Annotated in this window: 13 protein-coding genes; 11 read left to right on the plus strand and 2 right to left on the minus strand. The window is 37.2% G+C overall.

Features of this window, described 5'->3' with window-relative positions; genetic code table 11:
- The first annotated feature begins 11 nt into the window (after positions 1-11).
- From BN1875_RS03250 to BN1875_RS03260, 3 genes are read left to right on the plus strand one after another with little or no spacing between them, the layout of a single operon-like run.
- Entirely contained in the window at positions 12-2,807 is a 2,796-nt protein-coding gene (locus BN1875_RS03250; RefSeq protein WP_048603436.1) for a cation-translocating P-type ATPase, read from the plus strand.
- A gap of 14 nt (positions 2,808-2,821) precedes the next feature.
- On the plus strand, positions 2,822-3,469 hold the full coding sequence (locus BN1875_RS03255; protein ID WP_048603437.1) for a potassium channel family protein: 648 nt from the start codon (positions 2,822-2,824) through the stop codon (positions 3,467-3,469).
- Positions 3,470-3,483: 14 nt separating this feature from the next.
- Entirely contained in the window at positions 3,484-4,143 is a 660-nt protein-coding gene (locus tag BN1875_RS03260) for a potassium channel family protein (RefSeq protein ID WP_048603438.1), read from the plus strand.
- A 150-nt stretch (positions 4,144-4,293) separates the two neighbouring features.
- Here the strand turns inward: BN1875_RS03260 and BN1875_RS03265 are convergent, their stop codons facing one another.
- Positions 4,294-5,631 carry a PTS sugar transporter subunit IIC gene (locus tag BN1875_RS03265; protein ID WP_048603439.1) on the minus strand — a complete coding sequence of 446 codons (1,338 nt, stop codon included), beginning with the start codon at positions 5,629-5,631 and terminating at the stop codon, positions 4,294-4,296.
- Positions 5,632-5,767: 136 nt separating this feature from the next.
- On the minus strand, positions 5,768-6,481 hold the full coding sequence (locus BN1875_RS03270) for a GntR family transcriptional regulator (RefSeq protein ID WP_048603440.1): 714 nt from the start codon (positions 6,479-6,481) through the stop codon (positions 5,768-5,770).
- 175 nt (positions 6,482-6,656) lie between these two features.
- Here BN1875_RS03270 and BN1875_RS03275 point away from each other — a divergent pair, with 175 nt between their 5' ends.
- From BN1875_RS03275 to BN1875_RS03310, 8 genes are all read left to right on the plus strand, one after another.
- The gene (locus BN1875_RS03275) at positions 6,657-8,075 is read left to right on the plus strand and encodes a glycoside hydrolase family 1 protein (RefSeq protein ID WP_048603441.1); all 1,419 of its coding nucleotides are present in this window, start codon (positions 6,657-6,659) and stop codon (positions 8,073-8,075) included.
- 341 nt (positions 8,076-8,416) lie between these two features.
- The gene (nhaC, locus tag BN1875_RS03280) at positions 8,417-9,799 is read left to right on the plus strand and encodes a Na+/H+ antiporter NhaC (protein WP_048603442.1); all 1,383 of its coding nucleotides are present in this window, start codon (positions 8,417-8,419) and stop codon (positions 9,797-9,799) included.
- Between the two features lie 88 nt (positions 9,800-9,887).
- Positions 9,888-10,556 carry a response regulator transcription factor gene (locus tag BN1875_RS03285; protein WP_048603443.1) on the plus strand — a complete coding sequence of 223 codons (669 nt, stop codon included), beginning with the start codon at positions 9,888-9,890 and terminating at the stop codon, positions 10,554-10,556.
- 4 nt (positions 10,557-10,560) lie between these two features.
- On the plus strand, positions 10,561-11,565 hold the full coding sequence (locus BN1875_RS03290) for a sensor histidine kinase (protein WP_048603444.1): 1,005 nt from the start codon (positions 10,561-10,563) through the stop codon (positions 11,563-11,565).
- Between the two features lie 80 nt (positions 11,566-11,645).
- Positions 11,646-12,323 carry an ABC transporter ATP-binding protein gene (locus BN1875_RS03295; RefSeq protein WP_048603705.1) on the plus strand — a complete coding sequence of 226 codons (678 nt, stop codon included), beginning with the start codon at positions 11,646-11,648 and terminating at the stop codon, positions 12,321-12,323.
- Positions 12,320-14,881: an ABC transporter permease gene (locus tag BN1875_RS03300; protein WP_048603445.1), complete on the plus strand. Its 2,562-nt coding sequence runs from the start codon at positions 12,320-12,322 to the stop codon at positions 14,879-14,881. The genes BN1875_RS03295 and BN1875_RS03300 overlap by 4 nt, the downstream gene beginning before the upstream one ends.
- A gap of 338 nt (positions 14,882-15,219) precedes the next feature.
- Positions 15,220-16,788, plus strand: coding sequence for a ribosomal protection-like ABC-F family protein (gene abc-f / locus BN1875_RS03305; protein ID WP_048603446.1), 1,569 nt, complete (start codon positions 15,220-15,222; stop codon positions 16,786-16,788).
- Positions 16,789-16,857: 69 nt separating this feature from the next.
- Positions 16,858-17,088 (plus strand): hypothetical protein, encoded by a 231-nt coding sequence (locus tag BN1875_RS03310; RefSeq protein WP_048603447.1) that lies wholly within the window; start codon positions 16,858-16,860, stop codon positions 17,086-17,088.
- The last annotated feature ends 131 nt before the right edge of the window (positions 17,089-17,219 follow it).

A 17,219-nucleotide genomic window follows, 5' to 3' on the forward strand; every position in this document is an offset into this window, starting at 1 on the left:
GGTTCTTTCAAATGAATGAAAAAAAGCAAGCTTCTGGGGGAATTGAGAGCCTTCAAATAGATGAGGTTTATCACGAGCTTGGAAGTCGTCCGGAGGGATTAACAAATAAAGAGGTCTTACAGGCGAAAGAAAAATTTGGTACAAATAGAATTGAAGAAGCAAAAGGTGAATCGATTTTTATCAAGTTTATCAAAAATTTTGTCAGTCTTATGGCGATTTTATTGTGGGTTGGTGGTGCAGTGGCACTATTTTTCACGGACACACCACAACTAGGGGTGGCAATCTGGTTGGTAAACATTATCAATGGGTTGTTTAGTTTCTTTCAAGAAAATCGTGCAAGCAAAGCAACAGAAGCCTTAAAAAAAATGTTACCTTCATATGCTCGCGTAATTCGAAACGACAAAGAAGAACAAATTCTGACGGAAGACCTTGTTCCTGGAGATGTTTTGTTAATAGAAGAAGGCGATCGGATTTCTGCGGATGGTCGGTTGATTCAAACAACGGACTTACAAGTCAATCAATCAGCTCTGACGGGAGAATCGAATCCAGTTAGAAAAAATAGTGAGGCAATTATTGATACTCACGCTAGTAAACTAGAATTTAAGAATATTGTTTTTGCGGGAACCAGTGTTTCAAATGGCAGTGGAAAAGTTGTCGTCTCAACGATTGGGATGAACACCGAATTTGGAAAGATCGCGGGTCTGACACAATCACTCGGCGAAGAAAAAAGTCCTTTGCAGATTGAATTGGATCGTTTAACGAAACAAATCTCGATGATTGCTATCTCGGTAGGAGTGTTTTTCCTAGTGGCGGCAGTCTTTTTTGTCCATCAACCAGTAGCAAAAGCATTTATTTTTTCTTTAGGGATGATCGTGGCATTTATCCCAGAAGGATTGTTACCGACAGTTACGCTGTCATTAGCAATGGCTGTTCAAAAAATGGCGAAAGAACACGCGCTAGTAAAAAAATTATCCTCTGTTGAGACACTAGGTGCAACATCCGTTATTTGTTCGGACAAAACAGGAACTCTCACCCAAAATGAGATGACGGTTAATCATGTATGGCTGTTAGATCAGGAATACGAAGTGACAGGGTTAGGCTATGCTCCAAAAGGTAAACTAATGAAAAATGGTCAACCGATTACGGCATTTGATAATGAAACTTTGGAATGGGTTATTCGGGGAGGGAGCTTGTGCAGCAATGCGCGAGTATTACCACCAGACGATGAAAATCCTCGCTATACAGTACTGGGTGATCCCACTGAGGCCTGTTTGGATGTAGTTGCTGAAAAAGCCGGTATTGATTTAGTTGAAAATGAAGAATTAGCAAAACGAGTACGAGAATTACCCTTTGATTCAAATAGAAAACGAATGACAACCATCCATGCGATGAAAAAAAACTTTTTCGGAAGTAATCGGGTTTCTTTCACAAAGGGTGCACCAAAAGAAACAGTTGAATTGTGTAAGTATACGTTGAAAAATGGTGAAATCCAAGAAATCACAACGGACGAACAAGAAAAAACCATGATAGCAAATGACCAATATGCCCGTCAAGGATTGCGGGTTTTAGCAGTTGCCTGTCGTCTCTTGGATCAAGTAGATGGCTTACCCAAAGGACTTACTAGCTATACGCCAGAAATGATTGAACAAGAAATGATTTTTCTAGGGTTAGTTGTGATGGCTGATCCGCCAAGAGTTGAAGTTTCAGCAGCAGTTGAACAATGCCATCATGCAAGCATTCGTATCATTATGATTACGGGTGACTATGGTTTGACTGCGGTCAGTATTGCAAAACGAATCGGAATCGTCAAGGAAGAAAACCCACGTGTGGTAACAGGAATCGAACTAGAGTCTATGACGGATGATGAGTTGAAAAAAGCATTATCTGATGAAGTCGTTTTTGCAAGAGTCGCACCAGAACAAAAATTTCGTGTCGTTACAAACTTACAAGAAATGGGCAATGTTGTTGCGGTCACCGGTGACGGTGTAAATGATGCACCTGCATTGAAAAAAGCAGATATTGGGGTTGCGATGGGGATAACCGGAACGGATGTCGCGAAAGAATCGGCAGATATGATTTTAACGGATGATAATTTTGCATCGATTGTTCGTGCGGTAGAAGAAGGAAGAGCTGTTTACACCAATATCCCAAAATTCTTGGCTTATATTTTTAACAGTAATACATCAGAAGCGGTTCCCTCTGCGGCATTCTTATTTTCTCGGGGAGGGATTCCATTGCCCTTAACAGTTATGCAGATATTAGCTGTCGATCTTGGAACAGATATGCTTCCAGCTTTAGGTTTGGGTATTGAAGCGCCGGAAGAGGGAATTATGTCCCGTCCTCCACGTTCAAGAAAAGATCCTTTGCTAAATAAAAAACTTCTTGTTAAATCCTTTATTTGGTATGGATTGTTAGAAGCGACAGTTGCGATGGGTGCATTTTTCTTTTCCTACTGGCTGAATGGTGGTTTTGGGCAAGAACTCGCTGATTCGGGGTTGATTTATCGGCAAGCAACAACGATGACTCTAGGGGCAATCATTTTTTGCCAGATAGGTGCCGCGATGAATTGCCGAACCGAAAAACAATCGATTTTCAAAATTAAGTTGTTTTCAAATCGAACCATCAACTTTGGCTTGATTGTTGAAATTTTTCTATTTTGTCTATTAGCATATGTTCCAGTGTTTCATTCCTTGTTTAACACAGCACCAATTGCACTTGCTGAGTGGATTTATCTGATTCTTTGCCCAGTTCCAATTATTGGCTTGGAAGAAATCAGAAAAGCATGGCTACGGAAAAGAAGTATTTAGAAGGAGGAAGCAAGATGAAAATTATTGTTGTTGGCTGTGGTCGATTGGGTTCAGGTTTGGCGACTGAACTATCCCAAGATGGGAACGAGGTGACGGTTATCAGTTCAAAACCAGAACTGTTCAAAAATCTGGATGCTGATTTTGAAGGAGAAACATTGACAGGTATCGAATTTGATAAAGAACTTCTTGAAAAAGCTGGAATTGAAAAGACGGATAGCTTGATTGGTTGTACGGAAAGTGATGATATCAATGCCTTAGTTGCTCGTATCGCTAAAAATAAATATCGGGTTCCTAAAGTGATTGCCCGATTGTACGATCAAAGAAAAGTTGATGTGTATAATGCGCTAGGCATTCAAGTGATTGCTACGACAAAGTGGTCAATTGCCAGAACGAAAGAATTGCTGACATTCAGCACTCTTGACAGCGTCATGACGATTGGCAATACGCCTGTTGAAATTTTGCGTCTAGTCATCCCAAGCCTCTTAGATAATTCTGTTTTGATCGATGCATTTCCGTTAAATGAAATTCGTGTCGTGGCACTTGGACGAGGAAATGATACCTTCATTCCTTCCAATGGAACAGTGTTGAAACAAGGGGATCGGCTATATGTATCTGCGATGCCGGAATCGTTGAATAGAATCAAACAAATCATGGAGTTGTGAGAGGAGAATTTCTTATGAAAGTATTGATTATTGGCGGTGGGCAAGTTGGTACCTATGTTGGAAAAAAGCTGAGAGATTCTAACAATGAAGTGAAAATTATCGAAAAACGTTCAAAAGGTGTTACTCTGCTAAAAAATATTTTTCCAACAAATGATATTATTGAAGGCGATGGGACAGATCCTAAAGTATTAGAACGTGCTGAAATCAATGATTCGGATGTGGTTGCTTTTGTTACTGGTGCAGATGAAACAAATGTCGTCGGAGCAACGATTGCAAAATTCGAATTTGGTATTCCAAAGGTTGTTGCACGGGTCAATAGTCCAAAAAACGAATGGCTTTTCAATGATGAAATGGGTGTAGACATAAAAGTCAGTCAAGCAGACATCTTATCCAGTATTATCATCGATCAAATCAATTTAGACGATATGGTCACTTTGGCGCATTTGAATCAGGGAAACAATGCGATTGTCGAGGTAATGATTCGAGAAAACGCAAAAGCTGATAAATGTTTTATTAAGGATCTTGAAATTCCTCTTGATACGGTAATGATTGCGATCACACGAAATAAAGAAACGATTATTCCTAAAGGCGATACGCAATTACTTTCAGGAGATCGCTTGTTACTGTATACCGGAGAACAAGGAGAGAAAGATTTGTTGAAGCTGTTGCGGTAAGAGAATACCAAATTAATCCAAAAAATGTGGCAAAAGAATTTTATTCCCTATCGTTATTTTTTTGTTTGTAGAAATAGCAAGGAAAAATAAAGGGTGATAAAAAAAGTCTTCCATACGCTAAAAAATTACGTATGGAAGACTTTCTAGCTATTATTCACTTTTCAGATTTTCTTCACTCATTTTTGATGTCACTTTTTCGTCTATGCGTAGAAATGGTAGGTAGATAAAGACACTTGCAATGATAATCAACACCTGTAATACTGCCGCACGCCAATCTCCACCTGTTGACAAGAAGCCAGAAATTACGGGTGGTGTTGTCCATGGAATTTGTACTACGACATGATTTATTAGTCCGATTGCAGTAGCAAAGTAGGCAACAATTAGAGAAAAGATGGGTGCAATCACAAATGGGATAATTAAGCTTATATTAAAAACAATTGGTAAACCGAAGATAATTGGTTCACTGATATTAAAGATTGCTGGTGTGACGGATAACTTAGCAAAATCTTTATAATCTTTTCGACGACTAAAAATGAAGATAGCTATCAATAAGGCAATAGTATTGCCTGAGCCCCCCATAACTGCGAAGGTATCCTTGAATGCCATATTAATAATGTGAGGGATAGCTTCTTTGTTTGCATAAGCAGCCATATTTTCTTGCATGTTTTGAATCAAGAAAGGATCAAGTAATGAACCAGAAATAACCGCTTGATGGATTCCAAAACCAAAGAATAAATTTGCGATTGAAGTAATCAAAAGAAATCCTGGTAAACCGGTTGTTACTTTGCTCAGTGGTCCAGTGATGATAGTTGTGATTAATTTATTTACGTCCATGTTGAATAATAAATTAATGATAAAAGATAAGATAGCAAATGACGTTACAGTAATCATTATTGGGATAAGGACGTTGAAAGATTTTAATACAGCTGGTGGTATGTTTCCGGATAACTTAATTTGCAATTTTTCGTTGTTAGATAATTTTATAAACAATTCAGTTGCTAAAAGACCAACAAAAATTCCGACAAACATGCCCGAGGCACCTGTATGTGTTACGGGAATAACACCGGTAACCTCAATAACTTTTTGAGCATTTTCAGGTGTGAACATCATTTTCATTGGAGTAAGTACGATAAAGGTTGAGATAGCTACTAACACAGCCGCGATATGATTTGTATAATTTCTGCTGATGCACATATGATAAGAAACAGAGGCAACTATCAGTAATGTTGTAATGCTAAGAGTACCATTGCCAATAGAAATGCCGATTTGTTGAATAGTTGTTAATGTGTCTGGATTAATTAGCTTTCCCATAAAACCAGTCGGTTCTAAAATAACATAATTAATTAGTGTTACAAAACCAGCTAACATCATAAATGGCATAAATGTAGCAAATGCGTCTCTCAATGTTCGTAAGTGAATTTGGTTTCCTAGTTTTGTTGCAATTATCCCAAACTTTTCAAATATAATATCTTTTCTACTTCTGTCCATCAAAATTCCCCTCTTCATTTTTGTAATCGATTTCCTTTCACAAATAGATAATACATCATCTTTTTATAAAAGTAAATTCCTTTTATTAAATATATATATCTTTAATCAGAGGGAATAGAGAATAGGGAAGAAAAAGCTATTTTTCTACAAAGACAGCTTCAAAGATAAAATCTTTATAAATATGTCTGGAAAGAGAGTACTCAAAAGGATTTCCAGAGGATAAGGAGACCACCTTATCTACTTCAATCATGAAGTCTCCAGGAGTGATATCTAAAATTCGAGCATCAAATTCACTTGCTGTATCACCTTTGATCCAGATATGAGAAGACTTTATCTCAAGTCCTAATTCATTTGTGATATAGGAATACACTGATTTTTTCAGATGTTTTGGCTCTAAACCGGGAATAATCGTTAAAGGCATGAATGTTTGCTCTATAGAGTACGGTAAATGATCAATAAATCGACTACGAATAATATTATACACATAATCTTTTGAGTCTATATTAAGCATTTCTGCTACCTTATCAGTAGGTAGTTCAATGGAGAAGGTATGTATCTCTGAATCGACATGTTCTTCTCCCATAACATCGAACAGTCCTTCATTTGGGCCAAATACCTTTGAATTATCTATCGGTTTTCGCAAAACTTCTGTACCAAAGCCGCTTCGACTTCGGACTAATCCTTCCGAAACCAATAGATCTACTCCTTTTTTTACCGTCAGCTTACTTGTATTATATAATTCTGACAATGCGTCTCCAGTGGGTAATTTTTCTCCAACTTTAAATTTTCCCAATGCTATTTTTTGTTTAATATCAAGATAGACCTCCATGTATCGTGGTATTTTCTTCATTTTCTTTCCTCCATCTTTAAAACTATAGTAGTATATATATTTTAACACATTTCCGCTGCAGTTATCTATAATAATGTATACTAATTAAATAAAGATATATAACTTTTTATAAAAGAGTTTTCTTTTTCAAGAAGAGGTGGTATGATTAGAAAAAGATTTGGGAGGTAAATAAATAATGAATTTAACAAAAGTAACTTTTCCAAAAGATTTTTGGTGGGGATCAGCATGGTCAGCGGAACAAGCAGAAGGTAGAGGAGAAACTGGTAAAGCAGAGACAGTTTGGGAACGATGGTATAAAGAACAGCCATATAGATTTTATCAAGGTGTGAGTTCAGAAATCACGACAGATCATATTCATAGATATAAAGAAGATGTGCAGCTAATGAAAGAAACTGGACATAATTCTTTTAGGGTCTCTATTTCATGGGCAAGAATGTTTCCTTCTGATGGTATTGGGGAAGTGAATAAAAAAGCTATTTCTTTTTATCGTGAACTGTTTACTGAAATGAAGCAAAACAATATCAAGATTTTTGCAAACCTGTATCACTTTGATATGCCAGCAAAATTGCAGGATAAGGGTGGTTGGGAATCCCGAGAAGTTGTTGAAGCTTATGTCAATTTTGCAGATACTTGTTTTAAAGAATTTGGAGATCTCGTATATCATTGGTTTACCTTTAATGAACCCTTGGGACCAATTCTAGGATCTTATCTAGAGGATTTTCATTATCCTAACATTGTTGATTTTAAAAAGGGAGCACAAGCAGCGTTCTTTACCATTTTAGCTCATGCAAAAACAATTCAAGCTTTTAAGAAATATGATTTAAGTAGTAAAATTGGCGTCATTTTAAATCTGAGTCCTACTTTTCCAAGAAGCCAAAACCCAGCTGATATCAAAGCGGCCGAAATTGCTGACTTGTTTTATACACGTAGCTTTCTTGATCCGATGGTTAAAGGAGAATTTCCGAAAGAATTGGTAAATCTTTTAGAAAAGTATCAACAGTTGCCTGAAGATTACAAAATAGAAGATTTAGCAATAATTAAAGAGAACACTGCTCAAATTTTAGGATTAAATTATTATGAACCTCGTCGAGTTAAGGCACGTTTAACTGCTGTTAATCCAGAGAGTCCATTTTTACCAGAATGGTTTTTTGAGAATCATATCATGCCAGGTAGAAAAATGAATGAATATCGTGGCTGGGAAATTTACGAAAAAGGTATCTATGATTTGTGTATGGATATAAAAAATAATTATAATAATATTGAATCTTTTATTTCGGAAAATGGCATGGGAGTAGCAAATGAAGAAAGATTTATGGATTCAAAAGGACAAGTCATCGATGATTATCGAATCGATTTTATTAAGGACCATTTAGCTTACTTATGGAAAGCAATTGATGAAGGTTGTAATATCAAAGGTTATCATCTTTGGACTTTTATTGATTGCTGGTCTTGGATTAATGGATATAAAAATCGTTATGGATTAGTTTCCTTGGATTTGTCAAGCCAAAAAAGAACAATCAAAAAAAGTGGAGAATTTTACAAACGACTGAGCGATGAAAATGGATTCGTATATGATCTCGACCAATTAGTATAATAAAAAATATACAGTATTTGGGGACTATTTATAAAAGCTTTAGTAGCTTAACCTATTTATCTGGTGTATAATAGCACCAAGTTAGCCGAGTTGTTGAAGAAACACCGCCATTAGCGCAGTAGCATGCAGATGTTTTGTTCAGAAAGTCGATGGGTGCTGAGAATCGATCAAGTCTGTTTTTGTGAAGTACACTAATCGCTTTTATCCAGTTAAATAGAAGAGTGAAAAGTAGCAATACTTTTAAATAAGGTGGTACCGCGGAGAGATTCGTCCTTAAATTGAGGATGAGTCTCTTTTTGGTGTTTTCTGAGGCTTATTGATAAAAAAAGAGGAGAATGAATATGGAGAAAAAAGTTCAGCCATCGTTGATTGAAGCAAGTCTTATGTTGATTTTAATCGTGGTTAGTATTGCGGTGGGGGTAATTGGTATTGGGATTTCCCCGAATGTTGCAATTTTATTTTCGATTGCGTTAGTGATGTTGTATGCGGCAATCAAAAAATATTCTTTTGATTTGTTGCATCAAGGAATCATTGAAGGGATTAAACCAGGAATTATTCCAATTATGATTTTTATTTTAGTGGGTGCTTTGATCGCCGTTTGGATTCAAGCGGGAATCATTCCAACTTTAATGGTGTATGGTTTTCGTTTAATCAGTGTGCAATGGTTTGTTCCATCGATCTTTGTCGTTTGTGCCATTGTTGGTAGCGCAGTGGGTAGTGCGTTTACTGTTATGTCTACGATCGGAATCGCATTTTTCGGAATTGGTGTTACGCTAGGACTGAATGAAGCATTGGTTGTTGGTGCCATCGTTTCAGGCTCTGTTTTTGGCGATAAAATGTCTCCACTGTCAGAATCCACCAATTTGGCCGCAGCAATTGTTGAAGCAGATTTATTCCAACATATCAAGCACATGATGTGGTCAACTGTTCCAGCTTTTGTACTTTCATTTATTCTGTATGTTGTTTTAGGGCAGAGCGATCATTCCGCCAGTTTAGAACAAGTAAAGACAGTGACAAAGGTTTTGGAAGAACAATTTGTTGTTTCGGGCTGGGCATTATTTCCGTTATTTTTGATGTTCTTTTGTGCGTGGAAGCGACTGCCGGCAATCGTGACGATTTTACTGAATATTGTCGTCGCAATTGTCATGGTGTTCATTCAAAATCCGCAAACAAGCATCCAAAAAATTGCGACAGTCATTGAATCGGGATTTACTTCCGATACGAAAAATCAACAGATTGATTTATTATTGAGTCGTGGAGGCATTGAAAGTATGATGCCAACTGTTTCATTGATTATTCTGACTCTGTCTTTGGGCGGGTTATTGATGAAATTCGGACTGATAACGACAGTAATGAATCATATTGCAGAAAAATTGAATAGTCCGGTCCGCTTGATGTTTACTACCTTAATGGCAAGTATTGGTGTCAATTTATTTATTGGTGAGCAATTCTTATCAGTGATTTTACCAGGAAATGCGTTTAAAGAAGTATACAAAAAGGCGGGATATGACCCGACTGTATTAGGCCGTGCATTAGAAGATGGCGGAACGGTCATCAACTATCTCATACCGTGGGGAATTGCGGGAAGTTTTGTCGCAGGAACCTTTGGCGTACCGACACTGACTTATTTACCGTTTGTTTTCTTCAGTCTATTGTCGCCACTGTTTTCACTAATTAGTTCAATTACCGGTTTTGGAATGAATCGCTTAAAATCTAGCAATTAATTTATTGTCGAAAAAAAGAATGTAGTGTTTTTCCGTCAATAAATTTTTCCGCCTGATATAATAAAAGAAATGAAAAGAGCTGAGTAAAATGCCTTCCCTACTGATTATTGAAGATGATTTGCGTTTGAATCAGGCACTTTGTCTCTTTTTCAGAGATGCTGGTTATCAAACAGAAAGTGCCGCTGATTTGCAGACGGCAAAAAAATTGGCTGCATCCGTTTCTTTCGATTTAATTTTGTCAGATCTTATTTTGCCTGACGGAACGGGATTTGCTTTTGCCAAATGGTTTGGTGAAGAAAAATGCCCAATTATTTTTTTGACGGCAAAAGATGAAGAAGAAGATATATTGGAAGGATATGATGTGGGTTGCATCGATTATATTGTAAAGCCAATTAATCCCGAAATTTTGAAACGAAAAATCCAAGCGATTTTGGAACGTACATCTGTTGATTTAGCAATCATTCGTTATCAGGACCTTTCTGTCGATTTGGAAAAAAAGAAGGCTTTCATTCAAAATAAAGAGATCAAGCTGACTGCAAAAGAGTATAAACTACTAGCTGTTTTGGTACAAAACCGAGGAAAGATTTTAACGAAGGAAACGTTGCTTCGGAAAGTTTGGGATATTGATGGCAATTTTGTGGGAGAAAATACGGTTAGTGTAACCATTAATCGATTACGAAAAAAAATCAACGACAATCCTGCTGATCCGTGCTATATCAAAAATATCTTTGGTCTAGGCTACACGTTTGGAGACTGAAAAAATGAAAAAAGAGCGATTGATTGAAGGAATGTTGCTAATTTTTGCAAGTATCTTTTTGTTTTTTTTCATTGATCTTGGAAAAATTTGGTGGTTGCTTTTGTACTTGTTTTTTCTTTCGGCAGGTATCATTTATTTCAGCTTGATTCGGCGGAAATTTGAAGGTGAATTGGTACAGATTTCTCAACAATTAGAAAAATTGATGATGAAGCAACCTTTTCATCCCTCTGAAAGTAACCAAGAGTCACTAATTGCTAAAATTAATTCTCAAATTTTTAGACTACAGGAAATTAATAATCATGCTCAACATAATTTGTTAAAGGAACATCGAGCAGTGAAAAAACAAGTATCTGACATCGCCCACCAACTGAGAACACCATTGGCTAACTTAACACTGTACTTGGAACTGCTTTCAAAAAAAAGCAGTTCAGCAACAGAAAAAGATGCCTATCTTGCTATTTTACAAGATACGAGCCAAACGATTAGATTTTTGACGGAAAAATTTATTTTATCTGCCCGGTTGGAAAATGAAATAATTCAAATCAAAAAAAATGAAGAGTCCTTGCTTGAAATCATTGCAGAATCCGTTAGTGAAGTCTATCCTCAAATCACAGAAAAACAGTTACAACTACAAGTAAAGTCTGTTGAAGATACACCGACAATAATGGCAGATAAAAATTGGCTGAAAGAAGCCATTGTGAATGTATTGGAAAACAGTATTAAATACTCACCTGAAAAATCTAGTATTACAATCCGTCTAAAAGTCAATGAGCTGTTTACAGCAATTACTGTCGAAGATCAAGGAATTGGCATTCAGGAGCAGGAAGAAAATTTGATTTTTCAGCGTTATTATCGGGGAAACAAGGTTAAAAATCAACCGGGGTTTGGTTTAGGTCTCTATTTGACACGGGAAATCGTCAAAAAACATGATGGGTTCATTAAGGTAAAACGAAAAAATCCAGGACTAGACGTGAGCATTTATTTACCAAATGGGAGCTTCAATCTTTAGGTTGAAGCTTTTTTGTAACCATTTTGTTAGATTTAGTCCGTAAAATAGAAGGTAAAGGAGGGAAATAAAAATTGGAAACGATTGTAACGATTAAACAGCTTTCAAAAGTCTATGGAAAAAATGAAACCAAGGTGAGTGCTCTAACAGATATTAATCTCACCATTGCTTCTCAAGAATTTATCGCAATTGTCGGTTCTTCCGGTAGTGGGAAATCTACACTGCTGAATTTATTGGGAGGAATTGATTTACCAACGAAGGGCGAGATACAAATCTATCAACAAGATTTGGCAAAGCTGACAAAGGATGAAGGAACGATTTTTCGGCGCCGCAATATTGGATTTATTTTTCAAAACTATAATTTATTGCCAGTATTGAATGTCTACGATAACATCGTTTTACCGCTAAATCTAGATGGAGTAGCGATAGACCACTCTTTTTTAGAGACCATTGTTTCAATTCTGGGCTTGACGAATAAACTTGATCGGATGCCGAATACTTTGTCAGGAGGACAGCAGCAAAGAGTGGCTATTGCGCGGGCGTTGATTACTAAACCGGCGATTATTTTGGCGGATGAACCGACCGGAAATCTAGATTCGAGGAACAGTATGGAAGTGATGGGACTGATACAAAGATTAGCCGAAAGATTCCAACAAACGATAATCGTAGTGACTCATGATGAAGAAGTTGCGCAATTAGCGCAGCGAATGATTCGAATTGAAGATGGGAAAATCGTGTCAGACAGCAGGTGGCAGGTGTGAGATTCAGAAATAATAATGGGAAAGCTATTCGCCAAATAGGTAATGCCTATTATCATAAAAATCGCCGAAAAAACTTTTTGTTGATTGGTACAATTATTACAGCAATTTTCCTAATTTACAGTGCATTTTCTGTGGGAAAAGGAAAAATTCAAACGGATTATTTAGTGACTGCGCGAGCTGCCGGTTCTGTTGCTTCTGTGAGAATCGAAGATGGCAGCAAAGCACAAGTGCAGCAATTAAAAAAAATGACCTATCTTTCAGCAGTAGGGATAGAAAAAAAGTTTGGCAAGATTACATTGAAAAAAGACACAATTGGTGAGTTGGTGTATCTAGATCAAACAGTTTATGAAAAAATGAAACTTCCTGCAATGACAAATCTTCACGGAAAATATCCGGAAAAAGCGAATGAAATTATGCTACCTCTCCGAATTCTGCAACAATTAGGACTTTCGAAAAACAGTATTGGTAAAAAAATTCAACTGACGTTTCAACTCGAGACAAGGACGACTACACAGAATTTTTTGTTGTCGGGGAGTTATCAGGAATACGCAGATCCTTCAACAACGCTTCCTCAAGGATTTGTTTCGGAAGAGTATTTGACCCAACATCACCTTGCTTTATTTCCAGCTAATTTGTTAGTTATGCAACAGGGTGATTATACAGGTGAAGCCATCGAAAAACGACTCTACAATGAGTTGCCAATGGTCAATAATACGCAACAAATCGTTGGGATGACTGACTTTCAAACACAAGCAGTGAATGGGATATTCGGGAGCTATGGAATCGCTTTTTTTATATCGTTGATTATTTTGTTTGCGATGTATCTTCTTCTATATAATCTGCTATCTATCAGTTTGGACAGCCAGCTTCGAGAGTACGGATTGTTGAAGGTACTGGGAACGACAAATAAACAGTTGCTAAAAATTATTTTTTATCAAACGGGAAAAAATTTAGTGATTGGAGAAGTAATCGGCGGAATTGGTTCTTACTTGGCAGTTTCATTAATGCTGCCGTTAGTTTTGAAAAAACTCTACTTGACGGGTTTTGGTTCGATTGAAGAGTTCGTGATGGGAGACCCCCTGTTACTGATTTTTACTTTGCTTGCTGTGGCAGGAATGCTGTTGTTGGCGACGGGGCATGTTGTGAGTAAGCTTGCAGTCATGTCTCCGTTGAATGCCTTACATTTTGTTGAAGTTCCCTCTGGAAAAAAGAAAGCAAAAATCAACAAACGGGGGATATCTATTTTTACGATGGGAATAAAAAATGCACTACGCTCAAAAAGAAAATTTGCGGTAACGATTGGTTCTCTTTTTTTGGGCAGTCTTGTTGGACTGGGTGGATTTGTCCTGATAGAGGGAACAAATACCGTAAATGAGATTAAGCAAAATCCTGATTTTACCATTATTAGTTTCTTTGATTCATTTTATTTGGGTGAAAAGGAAGGACCCGTAAATTTTACGGATAGATCCGCTATTTTACCCGAGACACTTATCAGTGAAATTAAGCATTCCTCTTTTTTTGATCATAAGAAATCTCAAGCAGTCAAAGGCAGTTATGTAAAAATCGATTTGAAGAATCAAGCAGCGTTAGCACCTAGATATTTGGCAAATAAACAAGAAAGCTTTAACACGAACGCAGGCACTATCCAGGTTGTGGATACAAAAACGGTTCAAAAATTAAAAAAATATGTGCAGCAACTCGACTACCAGACAGATTTTTCTTCCTTTGAAAAAGGAGAGGGGGTATTTTTATTGCATCATCATCTATTATCTAAACAATTGGAAGTTGAGACAGAAGACACCTTAGGACAACCGATTGACTTTTTCTCTGTCACGGTTCCAGATGCAAAGCTGCAACAAACGAAACCGTTAGCCGCATTAAAATGTTCGGGTTATTTGGATAATACCAGTGCTGCCTTTCCAAAATTTACTCGTGGATCAAACGGAACAGACATCAATTATTTTATTATGACAGAAAAAGCTTTCGAAAAAGTATCTTTGCCAATCAAATATTTTTCTTTTGATTTATGGCAAAAAAGCGGCTCAGAAACACAAGTCAGACAGGAATTAACCCATGTAGTTCAAAAAGCAAATCAAGAAATGGGAGAGGCAGATATGATTGGCATGTTTGCCAACTCTGATTCTCTTGAAGCAGAAAAAAATAATTCTCAATCCACTCAATTTGTTTTATTAGTGGTCTGTAGTGTCTTGATTTTTGCCGGCTTGCTAAACTATTTCAATACTTTACAATCAAATTTGATTCTCCGTAGAAAAGAATTTATTTTGATGGAAATCCTCGGTTTGACATCACGTCAGCTTTGGCGATTGGTGTTGACAGAAGGACTGTTTTACTGGTTTGTTTTTACACTTAGTCAGTTAGTGATTGGACGACCACTACTGCAACTTTTTGGCAGTTTGGTGAAGCGAAAATTGCCGTATTTTAAATTTGAGTTTCCCTGGAGTGCATTGGTTGGGCTATTACTTGGTATGTTCATAATTTGTCTTCTCTCTTCCTTTTTTGTTTATCGAAAAACAAAGGAGCAGTCAGTAATAAAGTGAGAGAGAAAATTTAGACATTTTTTTTGTTGACGGTTTTAGGAAAATTTTGCTACACTGTCACTAGTAAGGAACTTTCAGAGAGGGGGAAACGAATCAATGGTCTGCATGTCAAAAATAACGCCAAATGAATTTAGCCTTCGCTATTTCATCAGCTTTTGTCATGATCTTACCTTCAAAAATGCGAACAAGGGAGCAGTCTGCCAAAAAATCGCAAATAATGAAGGAGATCAGTGACCATGAGAAGCGTTTCAATCTTCTAATCGTTTATAAAATAACGAGGTCATGATGTTTATCATGACCTTTTTTTATGGTCTCTGATCTATAAGGAGAGAGACAACATGTTGATACAAGCAAACAAAGTTACAAAGAATTTTGGAACTACACCGCTTTTTAAAAAGTTGGATTTAACGATTCAATCGGGAGATAAAATTGGTTTGGTAGGGATAAACGGTAGCGGAAAGAGTAGTTTATTGACTATTCTAACTGGAGCAGAAGGAATTCAAGAAGGTGTCGTTGCTCGGAAAAAAGGATTGGCAATTGGTTTTGTCCCACAAAAATTAACAAGAAATAAAGAAACAGTAAAAGAGTATTTATTGACCAGTTTCCATGAGCTGCAAAACTTAAGGCAAGAAATGCAACGAATAGAAATTCAAATGACAGATGTTGCGGCTGATATTGAGCGCCTGCTAATTCAGTACGGGCGGTTACAAGACTGCTATGAAAAAAATGGCGGTTATACTTTGGAGGACCGCATCAGTGGGACATTAAAAGGACTGGGAATCGGTCATAAAGCGGAAGCTTCACTTCTGCAGTTAAGTGGTGGAGAACATGTTAGAGTTGAGCTGGCACGAATTCTAGTGGGCAATGCCGAGGTGCTTTTGCTGGATGAGCCGACCAATCACCTGGATCTTGAAGGAATTCAGTGGTTGGAAAATTATTTGAGCCATACGAAACAAGCCTATTTGATTATATCCCATGATCGTGCATTTTTGGAGAACGTTGTAAACCGCATTGTAGAGATAGAAGACGAGCAACTGGTCAGCTATCCTGGAAATTATAGCAAGTACGCTACGTTGAAACGGGAACGCATGGCAGCTCTCCAGAAAAATTTTGATCTGCAGCAAAAAGAGATTCAACGGCTTGTTTTGATGGCACGACGTTATCGGCAGTGGGCAAACGAATCGGACAATGATGATTTTTATCGCAAAGCAAAGGAAGTTGAACGTCGTGCTGAAAAGCTTAAGACACAGCTAATCAAACCACCAGTACCCCCTAAGCAGCGACTGCAGCAAATATCCCAAGCAAATCGTTCAGGAAAAGAAGTAGTGATTGCTAAAAATGTCGGTAAATTTGCAGGGGAAAAATTGCTGTTTTCTGATAGTCAATTCACTCTTTATCGTCAGGAGCGAGTGGCTCTAATGGGACAAAATGGCAGTGGAAAAAGTACGTTGATTCGGTGTCTTTTAAGTGATACACCATTGGATGAAGGAGAGATTCGTTTAGGAGCGAATATTAAAGTTGGCTATTTACCACAGAAGCTTTCTTTTGAAAAACCTGAATTGCGCATTTTAGCCTACGTGAAAACAAAAATTTCTGACGAGCAGATTGCCCGCCAAACTCTTGCCCGTTTTGGTTTTTTTGCGGAAGATGTTAATAAACGAATCAAAGATCTTTCGGGTGGAGAACAGATGCGTTTGTATCTTTTGCATCTACTGCAAGATAAAATCAATTTTCTGATTCTCGATGAACCAACAAACCATTTAGATATCTACGGGAAAGAAGAATTGGAAGAAATTTTAGCCCAGTATAATGAAACGTTATTGGTGGTTTCCCACGATCGCTATTTTTTGAAAAAAGTGACAGAGAAACAACTATTGATTCAAGACAATCAAGTCGTGAAAATATAAGTCTTCCAGAGCCTATGCTATACTGAAATTAGAAAGATTCACATTTAGAGATTGAAGGGACGTTTTTTTATGGAAGAATCAATATTTTTCAATGCTGGCAATGCATTAGCTTCTAACTATGATACAAAGGAACTGATGCGCACCGCCCAAATTGAATATTCTAAGCGAAAACTCAACGGCCATCTTGTCATTGTGAAGGATCCGGAAAGCGGGGAGCAATTTCTCTTTGATATGGTAGATCAAGTGAAGCCGACAGAAGAAGGCAAACGATTTACTGAGAAGTATATTGTTGAGCGGTAAATTTTTTTGAGGGAAGCAGTTCTATTTCTTTTTTTAGAAATGGAGCTGCTTTTTTGTGATTTTAAAGGATAGAAAAAGACAAATCAGTTTAGCCTAAAAGGTTCTTTTGCTATAATTGAGGCAATTCAAAT

This window comes from Enterococcus massiliensis, from assembly GCF_001050095.1.
Classification (GTDB): domain Bacteria; phylum Bacillota; class Bacilli; order Lactobacillales; family Enterococcaceae; genus Enterococcus_C; species Enterococcus_C songbeiensis.